This is a genomic window from Shewanella vesiculosa (assembly GCF_009994065.1).
GTDB lineage: Bacteria > Pseudomonadota > Gammaproteobacteria > Enterobacterales > Shewanellaceae > Shewanella > Shewanella vesiculosa.
On the sequence record NZ_JAACSD010000006.1, the window covers coordinates 11,115 to 24,419 of the forward strand.

Annotated in this window: 12 protein-coding genes; 7 read left to right on the plus strand and 5 right to left on the minus strand. The window is 38.4% G+C overall.

Annotated elements, in window-relative coordinates:
• The first annotated feature begins 522 nt into the window (after positions 1 to 522).
• On the plus strand, positions 523 to 1,617 hold the full coding sequence (locus tag GW828_RS06120; protein ID WP_123884212.1) for a DUF262 domain-containing protein: 1,095 nt from the start codon (positions 523 to 525) through the stop codon (positions 1,615 to 1,617).
• The gene (locus tag GW828_RS06125) at positions 1,617 to 2,336 is read left to right on the plus strand and encodes an MAE_28990/MAE_18760 family HEPN-like nuclease (protein WP_273693313.1); all 720 of its coding nucleotides are present in this window, start codon (positions 1,617 to 1,619) and stop codon (positions 2,334 to 2,336) included. The genes GW828_RS06120 and GW828_RS06125 overlap by 1 nt, the downstream gene beginning before the upstream one ends.
• A 6-nt stretch (positions 2,337 to 2,342) precedes the next feature.
• Here GW828_RS06125 and GW828_RS06130 read toward each other — a convergent pair whose 3' ends face one another.
• Positions 2,343 to 3,395 (minus strand): DNA cytosine methyltransferase, encoded by a 1,053-nt coding sequence (locus GW828_RS06130; protein ID WP_207893003.1) that lies wholly within the window; start codon positions 3,393 to 3,395, stop codon positions 2,343 to 2,345.
• Positions 3,396 to 3,816: 421 nt separating this feature from the next.
• On the opposite strand from GW828_RS06130, the gene GW828_RS06135 reads away from it, so the two are divergent.
• The 3 genes from GW828_RS06135 to GW828_RS06145 all read left to right on the plus strand — a co-directional run bounded on the left by GW828_RS06135 (position 3,817) and on the right by GW828_RS06145 (position 7,289).
• Positions 3,817 to 5,142 (plus strand): MvaI/BcnI family restriction endonuclease, encoded by a 1,326-nt coding sequence (locus tag GW828_RS06135; protein ID WP_273693312.1) that lies wholly within the window; start codon positions 3,817 to 3,819, stop codon positions 5,140 to 5,142.
• 83 nt (positions 5,143 to 5,225) lie between these two features.
• On the plus strand, positions 5,226 to 6,896 hold the full coding sequence (gene dcm, locus GW828_RS06140; RefSeq protein WP_123884117.1) for a DNA (cytosine-5-)-methyltransferase: 1,671 nt from the start codon (positions 5,226 to 5,228) through the stop codon (positions 6,894 to 6,896).
• 153 nt (positions 6,897 to 7,049) lie between these two features.
• On the plus strand, positions 7,050 to 7,289 hold the full coding sequence (locus tag GW828_RS06145; protein WP_207893004.1) for a helix-turn-helix domain-containing protein: 240 nt from the start codon (positions 7,050 to 7,052) through the stop codon (positions 7,287 to 7,289).
• Here the strand turns inward: GW828_RS06145 and GW828_RS06150 are convergent, their stop codons facing one another.
• The 4 genes from GW828_RS06150 to GW828_RS06165 form a co-directional block, all read right to left on the minus strand.
• Entirely contained in the window at positions 7,290 to 7,505 is a 216-nt protein-coding gene (locus GW828_RS06150; RefSeq protein WP_123884119.1) for a hypothetical protein, read from the minus strand. It lies immediately after the preceding gene.
• A 17-nt stretch (positions 7,506 to 7,522) separates the two neighbouring features.
• A complete protein-coding gene (locus tag GW828_RS06155; RefSeq protein WP_123884120.1) occupies positions 7,523 to 7,855 on the minus strand; it encodes a hypothetical protein in 333 nt (110 codons plus the stop codon).
• 69 nt (positions 7,856 to 7,924) lie between these two features.
• On the minus strand, positions 7,925 to 9,247 hold the full coding sequence (locus tag GW828_RS06160) for a tyrosine-type recombinase/integrase (RefSeq protein WP_123884163.1): 1,323 nt from the start codon (positions 9,245 to 9,247) through the stop codon (positions 7,925 to 7,927).
• A gap of 504 nt (positions 9,248 to 9,751) precedes the next feature.
• Entirely contained in the window at positions 9,752 to 10,723 is a 972-nt protein-coding gene (locus tag GW828_RS06165) for a DUF4862 family protein (protein WP_182698411.1), read from the minus strand.
• A 467-nt stretch (positions 10,724 to 11,190) separates the two neighbouring features.
• Here GW828_RS06165 and nagA point away from each other — a divergent pair, with 467 nt between their 5' ends.
• Both nagA and GW828_RS06175 read left to right on the plus strand, forming a co-directional pair.
• Positions 11,191 to 12,327, plus strand: coding sequence for an N-acetylglucosamine-6-phosphate deacetylase (gene nagA / locus GW828_RS06170; RefSeq protein ID WP_182741783.1), 1,137 nt, complete (start codon positions 11,191 to 11,193; stop codon positions 12,325 to 12,327).
• Positions 12,328 to 12,344: 17 nt separating this feature from the next.
• Positions 12,345 to 13,262, plus strand: coding sequence for a dihydrodipicolinate synthase family protein (locus GW828_RS06175; RefSeq protein ID WP_182698409.1), 918 nt, complete (start codon positions 12,345 to 12,347; stop codon positions 13,260 to 13,262).
• Positions 13,263 to 13,305: the final 43 nt, after the last annotated feature.

Below are 13,305 nucleotides of genomic sequence, written 5' to 3' on the forward strand. Positions count from 1 at the left end.
GTTGCTGCTGGTGCTTGTCCAATGAGAAGGTTTTTTTGTAGTGTCGATTCCGCATCCTGTGGTTCCACCTTTTTGTCCCTTATGTACGATACTCGCTCCATCTGGTGGGGAATGTTTTACAGCCATAATGTACGCTCCATAGTAGTTTATATTTCATCCTGATCAAAATGACCATGACTACAGTTGCAAGTGCTGTGTCTTCTGTCAATATGTTATTTAACGAATATGTTGCTTTGGTAAAGTTGCGCAATAATCTGCTCATGCAAAAAATAAAAGCACAATACAAACCCTAAGGATGTACATTTGCTTAAGAGTCGTCGTAACCTTCTGCTTCTGACCAATTTTTGTAGACCACCACACCTGAATCTGGTGTTTCTTTAGTAAGAATCGGCGGCCCATAATCGCAAGTTATACTTGAGTTTTACTTTTAAACATTCATTAATCGATAGAGCATTTTGTGTATTTGATTATCTGTCATACACTATGTTGTATATAACATCTTTGATCTGATGGGAAATTATAGTGGCAAATAAACAATTAGATATGCAGAATGAAGACGCTCAACAACGCTTAGATGAAGCTATAAAAATTCAAAGTAGAGTTACTGATTCGGATATTCGAGAGTACCCCCTTAGTGTAATCAAAGACAAGTTTACTAAGGGCTTGGAGAGTGATGAAGCTGAATTGTTCGTACCTGATTATCAACGTGAATTTGTTTGGAGTGAGAAGCAACGGTCACGATTTATCGAATCTTTATTGTTAAACCTTCCAATTCCTTATATTTTTGTCGCTGATGTTGGAGAGGGGGACAATGAAGGACGTTTGGAAATAATAGATGGAAGTCAACGAATTCGAACGATAGTTTCCTTCTTGACTGATGATTTGAGGCTGGAAGAGCTAAAGCAGATCTCTGAAGCCAATGGTTTTACATTTTCTCAATTAAGTCGACCAACTCAACTGAGATTTGCAAGAAAAACTATCCGTATGATTGAACTAACCCAGTTTGCAAATGAAGAAACAAGAAGAGAAATTTTTGATCGACTTAATACTGGTGGTAAGAACTTGGTTAAAATGGAACAGAGACGCGGTAGCGAAGATGGACCATTTTTGACTTTTGTTGAGAAGTTGTCTAAAGATCCTATCTTTAGAAGTATTTGCCCTCTAACAGAAGCAAGAATCAAACGAGCTGAGTATCCAGAGTTAGTTTTACGTTTTTTTGCATATAAAGACAACTATAAAGAATTTGTAAAAAGCGTAGATGAATTTTTGACGAATTATCTTCAAGCTAAAAATGAAGATTTCGATGAAAATGAGTTACAAAAAAACTTCCATGATATGTGTAAATTTGTTGACGTCTATTTTCCTAATGGTTTTCGCAAAGAAGCTAAGCATGCCACTGTCCCTCGAATTCGTTTCGAGGCTATCTCTGTTGGAACAATGTTAGCTTTGCAGAACAACTCTAATCTTGTTCCTGAGAATGTAGCTAATTGGTTGAACTCAGATCGGTTTATCTTCCATACAAGATCTGACGCAAGTAATTCCAAACCTAAAGTCAAAGCGAGGATCGAATATGTAAGAAATATGCTATTGGGTCTGCCAGAAGGTGAGGACATTTAATGGCTTTTATTATGGACAGTCGACATTTGTACGATGAAAGAGCAAGTGAAATAAATATATATTTTGATTTTTTATTTGATTTATTGGACTTACGGCCAAAGCTAAAATTCGTTGACCAAGAAAAAGCGTTTGATAGAGACTTGATACATATCTTAAAAGCGAATGCTTATTTAATTATTTATAATTTAATTGAGTCAACAGTATGTAATGCTATTGAGGATATACATACAAAAATAAAAACTGAAACAGCTTTGTGTGCAGACAAATTAAACATAGAACTAGCAAAGCGAGCATTTAAGAAAGTTAATGAACAGACCATTTCTCAAGCTAATTTGAGTAATAAAACAGTAGGTGCTTTTATAGTAGAAGAATGGCTGAATGATCACGATAAAGTTATTCTGTCGAACAAGAACCCTCTGTTTTCCGGTAATGTCGATGCAAAGAAGCTAAGAGAGATTGCTGCATTGTATGGCTTTTCATCAGAGACAAATCGAACAGTTACTCGCAATGGACAAGCCCTAGCTAAAATTAAGCAAACAAGGAACAATCTAGCACACGGTAGTGACTCATTTAAGAACCGTGGTCAAGAGACTTCTGTAGATGAACTTAGAACCATTAAGAATGAAGTTATTGCTTACTTAGACCAAATGCTTACAAATATTGAAAACTATATAAATAGTCAGTTATATTATCGAGAAGAGTTCAGAGAAGGGGCATAGACCTATTTAGACTGTAGAATATCGAGATATATGTCTATTTATTGACAATCCTATGACCTCACCCAAGCGAACAGGCACAGCATTTCCAATTAGCTTCCCAACGTGCTTCATGCTTGGGTTCTCATTTCCTGCGACAAATGAGTAGTTTTTAGGGAAGCTCTGTAAGATAGCAGCTTCTCTTAAACTAATCCCACGGTCTTGTTCTGGGTGACCAAACCTACCATTGCCAAAACCATAACAAAGAGTTGTCATTGTTGGTGATGGTTGATCCCAAAGCATACGGCCATAAACGCTACTATAACCTTTGCCTGAATTCTTCTTGTGACATTCTGCTAATAAGTTTTCAGGCCAATCTTTCCAAGTGCCCCCTTGCTTAGAGTGTTGAATACGTCGCATGTTTAAGTCAGATAGCTTACTTGCTTTATGCAGTTTGTCTTGTAAGTCTTGCCCACCTGCTTTTAGTTTTGGAAGGTCACCGATTACTTGCCTTACGGTGACTGGTTCCTTGTGGGTGGGTTCAATTAGTTCAATTGGCCCAAATAGACTAGCTAAAAGCACATGCCTAATTCTATCTTGAGGAATACCATATGATTTACATGGTACTTTTTGGGCAGAAACAAAATAACCCAAACCTTCAAGTTCAGAAACAAAATCTGTATAAACTGAATGTTTAATAACATCTGGAACATTTTCCATTGTAATTATCTCTGGCCGACATTCTCTAATCAATCTTGAGAACTCGTACATCAAGGGCCATTTTTTGTCAGTCTTTTTATCTTTAGCTTGTGTGTAGGTTGAAAAAGGTTGGCAGGGAGCACAACCAGCTAAAATCTTTACTTGTGCGTTACCAAAAAGGGAGTTTAATTTTTCTGCTGTTACTTGTGATACGTCTGAAGCAAAAAATTTAGCAGGGTGATTGTTTGCGACATATGAATACTCACATTTTTTTTCAATGTCAAAGCCAGCTATTACATTTAAACCTGATTGCAGTAAACCATGCGTAAGTCCGCCAGTACCGCAAAACAGGTCAATTACAGCATTTTCAATAGTAGTTTGCATAGCTCAAATGTAAAAAGTAAATTGTGTTTAATGATACAGATTATTATATCTGTAGTCACTCCACTTAGCGATTTCGATAGTGTAAACCTCTAGTGAGCAACTAAAATGAATAATAAGAAATAGTCAATATGACTAATATTTCCTAGGCGATTAACTCATTTATATCTATGTGACCTGAAGTCGTATGAAGCGCTGTTTAAAGCGATAAGAGTGAATATACTGACTTGACAGAGATAGATGTGATTTTGTTGTAAATTGATAAAAATATGACTAAATATACACTTTAAAATTTATTAAAGTGTATTTTCCTTTCGGATTTTGTACTGTTTGTAGTTACTATCATTACAAATGAACAACTTAGCGTGTTCTTGTTATTTTTGATACAACTCAACCGCTCAATCTGTGAGCTCCTAGAGGGATGATGACTAGTTTTAAAGCTATTTCAGGACAGATGCGTAAGCTTGGAGCTTCACGAATATTTTTTAAGTCGTTAGCTAACAATGATAACACTAAACAACAGATCTACTTGGGGTCAGAATTTGATGTGATCCGCTCTATTCCTTCTGGTGAGATTTATGCTGATGGTATTAGTAAAAAAGGCCCTATTTTTAAGGCTCCATTGGATTTCTATTGGATGGACGAAGGCGGAAATGTTGACCGAGCGCCAAAAAGCCAAATCATTTTATACCCCAAATATCCTGAAATTCGTATGTCGGGCTTTTTATCTGGTACTAACCGAAAGTTAGACATAACACCTCGCCATTTGATGCAACCTCCAACACTAGAAGAACGAGCCGAAAGGATTGGAATACATCGTTATCTAGTATTAGGTGTAAATAAAACAACCACATGGGCATATTGCACATCATGGGAAGATGAACTTGCATTGGAATTAAAACAACTCGTCACTGAGAACAAAGCAAATTTAGTGGCTTCTGTTTTTTATGAATCTATGGCTGTTGGAAAAACTAGCGAAGAGAAACTGCTAGACAAATTGCGAGCCATATATGAAGACGGTCCAATTGAATCATGTCGATTACAAGCTGACGGTACTAAAATCCCTTATAAAGCTCAGAACGGCGGTGGTTATACACTAGAAGCACAGTTTAATATCACCCCTAACGGATTCGCTGATCCTGATTTCATGGATTGGGAGCTAAAGGCGCATTCTGGTTCAGTGGTTACATTAATGACACCCGAACCCAATACCGGGATTTATATCCAAGATGGTTTAAAAACGTTTCTTGATTTCTATGCAACTAGGAAGCAAAAAGAACGCTTAGACTTTGCAAGCCGTCACGATGTAAACAAAGCAAACCTCAAAACTAACCTAACCATGTATTTGGAAGGATACGATTCCAGATTAGGCAAAATAACTGACCCCGATGGCGGCTTAATGCTTAGAGATCAATTCGGAAAATTAGCAGCAGGCTGGAGCTTTGATAAAGTCATTGAACACTGGAAGAGAAAGCACTCAAACACATGCTATGTAACTTATACAGCAAACAAGAATAATACTCTTCCACGCTATTTGTATGGTCCTAAAGTGACATTGGGGCAGGGCACATCTTTAGAACACTTCCTAAAAGCGCTTCATAGCTGTGCTATCTATTATGATCCAGGTATCAACATGAAGTTAGAAGGAGATAAATGGAAACCGAAGAAACGAAGCCAGTTTAGGGTAAAGTGGAAAGATATTAATCAGCTGTATCATTCGCTACGAGTACTCGATTTAAGCAAAGCTTAGAATTGAATATCTATACAACATAAACTAACCATCTGGGAATTTTGTGTGTTAAACTTCACTCATAACTCCCAGTAGATTAAATTATGTTATATAGCGAAATACTTACAGGCGATCAGTTAGACAAACTAAGAATTGAAACGAATAGAAAAGAAAGCGATAAGCTACTTCATCTTCTTATCGTGATTTATGACCAGAAAAATCTTGCTATTCAATTTCAATCGCTTGGTGGCGATTTTGCCTCGGTGACAAGAGAGAAGCTTAATAAGTGGAAAGCTTCAGCAGAAAAGCATCCAATCATTTTCCATGAAAGAGCGATTGAGCATCTTAGAGAAAACTTACTGCCTCGCAAACCTGCGCACTGGGATAATCCTGATTTCACATTTATCGACTTATTCGCAGGTATTGGTGGAATAAGAAAAGGCTTTGAAGCAGTAGGTGGTAAGTGTGTGTTTACAAGTGAGTATGATGCGAATGCTCGCAGAACATATCTTGCAAACCACTATGTGGATGACAGTGAATTACCTTACTTCTTAAATAGTGAGGAAGATAACCCACATAAAAACAAATCATTTATGGATATTACAAAAGTAACAAGAAGTAGTGATGATATAGCAAGTGGAGAAGAGAGAAAGCAAAGCATCCTGTCACATATTCCAGAGCATGATATATTGCTTGCTGGCTTCCCTTGTCAGCCGTTTTCTTTAGCCGGAGTTTCTAAGAAAAACTCACTGGGGCGCGCCCACGGTTTTGACTGCGATACTCAGGGAACGCTATTTTTTGATGTGGAACAAATACTTATAGTAAGACAGCCAAAATACTTCGTACTTGAAAACGTAAAAAACCTTAAAAGCCACGACAAAGGGAATACGTTTGCGACGATAATTCGAGCGTTAGATAGAGCTGGTTACTGGATTGCAGATATAAGTAACCAGCATGAAGATATCGAAGAAGCAATTAAAATTGTACGTAAGCGTAAGCCAGAACCTACAATCATTGATGGGGCTTTATTTACGCCGCAACACCGCGAACGTATCGTTTTAGTTGGTGTGAGAAAAGATGTATTAGCTGCTAAACCTGAACTCGCTAGGTTAAGTTTGAAAGATATAGCTAAACCAAAGAGCCGGTATTCATTAGCTGATATTCTTCTTCCACTCAATAAAGCCGAGCAAGGTAAATATACGCTAACGCCTAACTTATGGAATTACCTATACCACTATGCTCTCAAACATCAGAGCAAGGGCAATGGTTTCGGTTTTGGGTTAGTTAATCCTAAAAATGAACAAGCAGTAACTCGAACTCTATCTGCTCGCTATTACAAAGACGGTTCGGAAATTCTGATAAACCAAAATGGCTTAACTGATGAGTTCCTTGAGAGTAAAAAAGAGTTCGCTATTCGCAAAAACCAAGATAGAGAACAATTCGCTTTAGAGTTTGCGAATAAGTGGAAGGAAGGTAACCCAGAATCGACTGAGAAAACCTTTAATGAAGAGATTAAAGAAGGCGAGAAGATGTATGACGACAAGTACGGTCGTTATGCTGAAGAATTTGACTCCCTGTACCGCACTCCCCGCCGTTTAATGCCTCGTGAATGCGCGCGTTTAATGGGCTTTGAAAAGCCAGAACAAGACAGAAACGAAGCCGATACTGATTTCAGAATTGTGTGTGCTGACACTTCAGCATATAAGCAATTTGGTAATTCTGTAGTTGTACCAGTATTTAGTGGTGTAGCTGATTTGTTGAAGAAAAGTTTGTAGGCCAATGAGGAAAATATTAGACGGCAGTTTTTTGTAATTGTGAAGGAATAAGGCATTAGATATATAAAGTTTATCGAGTGTGACTCATAGTCTATAGATACTAAATCTACTATGAGTCACACTTGGCATCATTATTCTGTTCGGACAAACATCGTGAAGCTCAAATATGCTACAGCTTTAACGTTGAAACAAATACGAAATGAAGCTGGGCTAAGCCAAGAACAATTGGCTAGAAAGTCTGGCATTGATCGCACTTACATTTCAGGAGTAGAGCGCTCTGTTCGTAACATAACCCTTGATTCACTCGAAGGGTTGATTGATGCGTTGGGGATTACTTCAGAAGAGTTTATCCGTAGGTTACAAGTTGAGCTGGTTAATAATAAGTCTAGTTGATTAGCGTGATTCGTTTTCTAAAACATTGATAGCGTTATGGGCAGTATCAATTGCCATCTTAATATCAAACTCTAAGCCTGAGTCTAGGCATTCATCATTCTTGCTTATAGACCAGCTAAAACCTTCGTTGTGTTGGTCTGGATTGGGTTCAACATATATTTCATAACCTTTATATACATCTTCAAAAGGTAGAGATGTGCTTGAGTCGTTATCCATGATGTCATCCTTAGGGTTTAGTGTGCAGAGGCTAATTTTTTTAGATACGCCGTTAGTTCAGAGGAGCTTTCTGTTGTGAACACGACTTCACTATCTTCACCAGTGTTAATTTCTGGTTCACTATCGGTGCCTTCGTTTATAGCTGTCATCACAACATAACGTTCTTCTGATTGCTCGCGGTCATCAGGAGTTTCATAGTCTACCCACAGGACAAGGTACTGAATACCCACTTTAAAGAAAAAGCTAGGACTCATATCGTTGTGCCAGCTCTTGTCTGTTAGCCAAGGGTAGTCTGCCAAATTAAACCCTAAATTAAAGCCTTCACCAAACTCGCGTTTATATAGTGTCATTTTTAACTCCTGAACGTAGTTACACATCTTATCATTGAGATACTGAACACCAGAAGTGTCCTGCTGAATCTAAATACAGCCACGCTGCTTATAGCTGGCTTGCCATTCTTTAAACAATTCAGAAAGCCTCGCTTCATTTTGCTTACTGCCAGATGTTTTTTTGCCTTTTACTTTGGACTTTGCTTTGCCTAAGTCAACACCTGATAGCTCTTTACTGTACATCTTAGGCGTTACATGACTGTAATGCTGTTCAATCATGGCAATGCTTGTTCCACATTGTTTAGCCAATACCTCCATGCTTACGCCAGCCAATAATTGCCAAGTGATATATGTATGACGCAGTGAGTAAAGTGTTCTAAGGCCATGTGGAGACTCCTTTAAGTTCGCTTTTATTAATGCTCTATCAAAGGTTTTGGTAAGTGCTTTAGTTTGGTTACCATCAAGTAAACAAAACAATTTGTCAGTAGGCTTTCTATTCGGGAATCGCTCTCTCAATGTCTGTATACTCGAAAAGATTTCATCGCGGCAAACAACTTCTCTTGTACCGGTATGCTTGATAGTTTTCCCTTTTCTTACAGTGATATAAAAAATTATGTTGTGGGCATTAGTATCAATATGTATATCATTCCATGTGAGGCCTTCCATTTCAGTACCGGGTCTAATCCCTGTATAAACGGCAAATTCCATATAATCGAGCAGTAGTTCACGAATTTGGCGGGTTTTCTCTCTTACACTGTTTTCTTCTAAATGTATGACTGCATCAAAAACCCTTTCATATTCTTCAGGAGATAAATGCGAACGTCGTTGCGGTCCAACACCTTTTGTTGAAAGTGAAGGGACTTGGACAGGTAACATCCATTTGCGTTGTATAGCTTCTCTAAATACCAATTGCATGGCAGCATTATGATTCATTAACGTAGACTTAGCGGGTTTACGGCCAAGCTTCTGCTCACGCCATTCATTAAATTCGGTTAGCTTATCGCTATCAATTGAAGTAATGTAATTGCGGTTGAAAAATGGGATATGGTATTTTCTTAAAATCTGGATATAGGTTGTGTATTTATCTCGACGGCGTTCTTCTTCTTTATCCTCATTATCATTTCGACGCTTCGATTTTTCTATATCAATTGAAACTAGTATGGTATTTATTGCTTGCTCAGCAACGTCGCTAAAGCGTTTGGACACTGCGAGTGTGTTACTTTTTGCCATGACATCTAATTCTATTTGGAGTCGATAGGTCATAGCGATAGCTTGCTCTTTCTCCTTCTGCTTAGTCGCTCTGGAGTACCACTTATTACCTGTTTTGATACGGGCATACCAACGCTTACTGTTGTCTTGTTTATAGATATATAAATCGTCGGAAATGTCGTGTCTTTCGGTCTGTTTACTCATAAGAAATGTCTGATTTTTTTGCAAAGAATTTGCAAAGTTATTTTTATGATATTCAATATATCTTAAGTTATTAAAAAATAATAATAAAAAATTACATTGAGAGTGATATTTGTCACGCTCTTTATTCAAAATCCCCTGCTTCGCGGCGTGTCGGTTCGAGTCCGACCTCAGGTACCATTATTTAAAGCCCTGTTCTTAATCGAACGGGGCTTTTTTTATGCTTATAATTTAAGGTGACAGTGATAAGTTCATCACTTTAATACGTTAGCAAGCCATTGCATTCTTTAGTCGGTAAATTGACATGTTATCTATTTATACACCATTTCCGGTATAAACTGAGTTAAACATTTACTTGTCACTATGTTGCGCAATACACTCAAATACTAAGCGCTAGAATGGGTAAAATGCACTATACAAACCATTAAAGTAAATTTTTAATCAGAAATACATGTGGCATATCTCATATAGATTATATTTGGCTGGCCAAAATGATTGATAGATTGCTCATGATTTTATTTCGAGTACGTGATCGAGCAATGTTGTTAGGCTTTTTAAATAAGAAATTCGTTGGTCAACATTTGCCTCATTTGGGCTTAATGAAATTTTTCCACCAATAAACTTCAGTTGCTTGTAATCACACTGTTGCATGGTTTTTTCTATTTGCTCCATCGTTAATAAAGAGTTTTCTGCAAAGCTGGGAATGTATACGGCTTGTGCTGGAGGCATGTGAGTGTCTTTCCACTGCCCATAAGGGCCGTCTATATCTGAGGTACCAGAAAAGATGATCCCTTTTAACAAGCCGCTGAGATAAGCTTGTTTAGTATGTTGCAAGGGGCCATCGGTATTACGTGTTTCAATAGCTGAACGCCCCCAATTGATACTGATACCAATATCACTATTCAGTTTACTGTTAACGTGCGTAATCGCCGTCATTTCATCTTGTAATAGCATGAAGCCCTTTTCAGCTTCTTGCCCTGCGATATGTGCATCGCAATGTTCAATGACCAGTTTTGCGCCGTACCAGTTCCATGATTGCATGGCTTCAAGCGATGTTTGCAAAGCTTGAATAGATGATTGTGTGTTTTCAGTTATCTTTGGTGCTGTATGTATTTTTAAAAAGCTTACAGCCTCTCTTTTTAAGTGATTGTTTAATTTAAATATAGCTTGCTGTGCTTGTTGGTAAAAAGCCAGTGCAGCTTGTCTACCTGTTTCATTGGTGGAGGCTATGCCAAAATGCGGGTTTTTAGCAATCTGCCCCATCACCCCTGGAATTGATGTAAAAATGAATTGCCAATTCTCATCAATATTCTTAAGAAACCATTCATCATCATAAGGATGCAGCTTTCCCACAAAGGGGTGTTCTAAGCCAATGATATTACTTTGTAATTTTAGCCCCTGGTAGTAACTCGCTTCTAATTCTTGATCCCATTGCTGGGTCGAAGGTGCTGCGGCATACGCACCAATAATATATTCCATTAAATATTAGCCTTAATAAGCAGATCACGCTGTAGGTATACCTATTACACCACTTGAGTTGGTGTAATGCAATCCAGCTTTTGGATTTTTCTGATGAGTTGGATGGTAAATATCTCATTAATATCGAATGAAAATCGTTCATGGCCAAAGCAGAAGTATCTCTATGAACATCTAACAGCAATGTTTACGTAAGATTTTTAAGAAATATATTTTTCCAATCAAGTAACTGGTAGGGGAAGGATTTTAGACACTTAACTGTTGCTCAACATACTGCTTTTCAAACAGCTTCATCATGCGGCTTAGTTGCTGACAGATTTTTATTTTGACAAAAATAAATCAAAAGGTATATTGGTATAACAGGTTGATGGCGTACCTGTGATTTGTTCTGCCAATAGTAGGGCTACTTTTTAAAAGCCTTGTTGAGTTCGCAAAACACTTTGTATGAAGCAACGTAAAGTCGAGAAGTCATGATAACAACTGTAATTGCCGAACAATTATTTGATGGAAAAAGCATCACTAATAACCAACCGATAAGTTTTGAAAATGGCAAGGTTATCGCTTTTGATGTGGTTAATAACGCCAAGCTTATTAAGGTTTCAGGCTTACTAACTCCGGGTTTTATTGATGTACAGGTCAACGGTGGAGGAGGTTTTTTATTTAACCATGACACGAGTTTATCAACGCTTAAAGCAATGGTTGAGGCACATAGTAAGTATGGGACCACAGGATTATTACCGACGCTGATCACTAGTAATCTTGAAACTATAAGTGCTGCCGCTGATACGATCGCACTAGCAATCAAGCAAGAGATCCATGGTGTTATAGGTGTACATTTTGAGGGACCGCATATCAGTGAGCCCAAGAAAGGCATACATAGCAGCAAGCATATAAGGCCCCTAAGTGAGCAGGAATTAGCGATTTATTGTCGCGATGATTTAGGAATAAAAGTGGTCACCTTGGCACCTGAGCATGTGACAAGTGAGCAAATACAGCGATTAACTCAGCACAATGTAAAAGTGTGCTTAGGCCACTCTAATGCCAGTTTTGAATTAACCCAAGCAGCACTAGCTGCTGGGGCTGTTGGTTTTACTCATTTATTTAATGCGATGTCACCACTGACATCTCGTGAGCCGAACATGGTTGGTGCGGCACTACTCGATGAGCACAGTTGGTGTGGGCTGATACTTGATGGTCATCATGTTCATCCGGCAACGGCAAAGTTGGCAAATAGGCTTAAATGCTCTGGCAAAATGATGTTAGTCACTGATGCGATGTCAACCATTGGCAGTAGTCAAAAGGTGTTTGAGTTCGATGGTCATAAAATTGTGCTTGAAGGCGATAAGTTGATGAGCCAAACAGGTCAATTAGCGGGTTCAGCATTAGATATGATCACGGCAGTCAATAATGCTCAAGTTATGCTTGATATACCTCTTGAGGAGGCGCTAAGAATGGCGAGTATATACCCTGCTAATTTTCTTGGAATAAATGACAACATACAGCAATTTGCCATAGGTGCTAATGCAGATTTTACCGTGCTTGAATGCGGTAATAACTCTGCCTTGCACGTTAGCCACACCTGGATTGGCGGCAAAAAAATATTTTAAATTTATGGAGATTTATAATGCAAAAACTGACTGGATTAATTTCCGCCCCTCATACGCCATTTGATAGCAACGGTGAAGTTAATCTTCCTGTCATCGATCGCATTGCTGAACTTCTTATTCGTCAAGGCGTGAAAGGTGTTTATATTTGTGGCACAACAGGTGAAGGCCTTAACTGTTCTGTTGCTGAACGTAAAGCGATTGTTGAGCGTTGGGTTTTGGCATCACAAGGAAAGCTCAGTATTACAGTTCATACTGGTGCCTTATCCATTGTAGATACACTTGAATTAACAAGACATGCTGAAACCCTCGATATTTTTGGCACTTCGATTATTGCGCCTTGTTTTTTCAAACCGAGTTCTCTTGATAGCCTTGTTGATTACTGTGCCACTATTGCAGCAGCAGCACCGACAAAAGCATTTTATTATTACCATTCAGGTATGTCTGGGGTGATGTTTGATATGGAACAGTTTCTTATCAAAGCTGATAAGGTGATTCCAAACTTGGCTGGTATTAAGTTTAACCATGTTGATCTTTATGAGTATCAACGATGTGTACGAGTGTGTGATGGTAAATTTGATATTCCATTTGGGATTGATGAGTTTCTCCCGGGTGGCCTTGCTGTTGGCGCGATAGGTGCAGTAGGAAGTACCTATAATTATGCTGCGCCACTCTATTTGGATATTATTGCTGCTTTTAACAAGGGTGATCAGCTGGCTGTCGCTGCCCTCATGGATAAGGTTATTGCTCTCATTCGTCCACTGGTACAATACGGGGGAGTTGCTGCCGGTAAAGCTGCTATGTTGTTACATGGTATCGATGTTGGTGATCCTCGCTTGCCAATTAGTGCGCTTTCTAACCAAGAGAAAGAGGATGTTGTTGCTAAAATGACAGCGGCTGGCTTTATGGAACACATGCCGCATGACAAAAATAACTAATAATAATTATCTTTTTGGTATTAGAAGATAATATTAATTATTT

What these genes read in the sequence shown, in the direction of transcription:
- GW828_RS06125 (WP_273693313.1), top strand. Translation starts at nt 1,617, where the DNA reads ATGGCTTTTATTATGGACAGTCGACATTTGTACGATGAAAGAGCAAGT.
- GW828_RS06130 (WP_207893003.1), bottom strand. Translation starts at nt 3,395, where the DNA reads ATGCAAACTACTATTGAAAATGCTGTAATTGACCTGTTTTGCGGTACT.
- GW828_RS06135 (WP_273693312.1), top strand. Translation starts at nt 3,817, where the DNA reads ATGACTAGTTTTAAAGCTATTTCAGGACAGATGCGTAAGCTTGGAGCT.
- dcm (WP_123884117.1), top strand. Translation starts at nt 5,226, where the DNA reads ATGTTATATAGCGAAATACTTACAGGCGATCAGTTAGACAAACTAAGA.
- GW828_RS06150 (WP_123884119.1), bottom strand. Translation starts at nt 7,505, where the DNA reads ATGGATAACGACTCAAGCACATCTCTACCTTTTGAAGATGTATATAAA.
- GW828_RS06155 (WP_123884120.1), bottom strand. Translation starts at nt 7,855, where the DNA reads ATGACACTATATAAACGCGAGTTTGGTGAAGGCTTTAATTTAGGGTTT.
- GW828_RS06160 (WP_123884163.1), bottom strand. Translation starts at nt 9,247, where the DNA reads ATGAGTAAACAGACCGAAAGACACGACATTTCCGACGATTTATATATC.
- GW828_RS06165 (WP_182698411.1), bottom strand. Translation starts at nt 10,723, where the DNA reads ATGGAATATATTATTGGTGCGTATGCCGCAGCACCTTCGACCCAGCAA.
- nagA (WP_182741783.1), top strand. Translation starts at nt 11,191, where the DNA reads ATGATAACAACTGTAATTGCCGAACAATTATTTGATGGAAAAAGCATC.
- GW828_RS06175 (WP_182698409.1), top strand. Translation starts at nt 12,345, where the DNA reads ATGCAAAAACTGACTGGATTAATTTCCGCCCCTCATACGCCATTTGAT.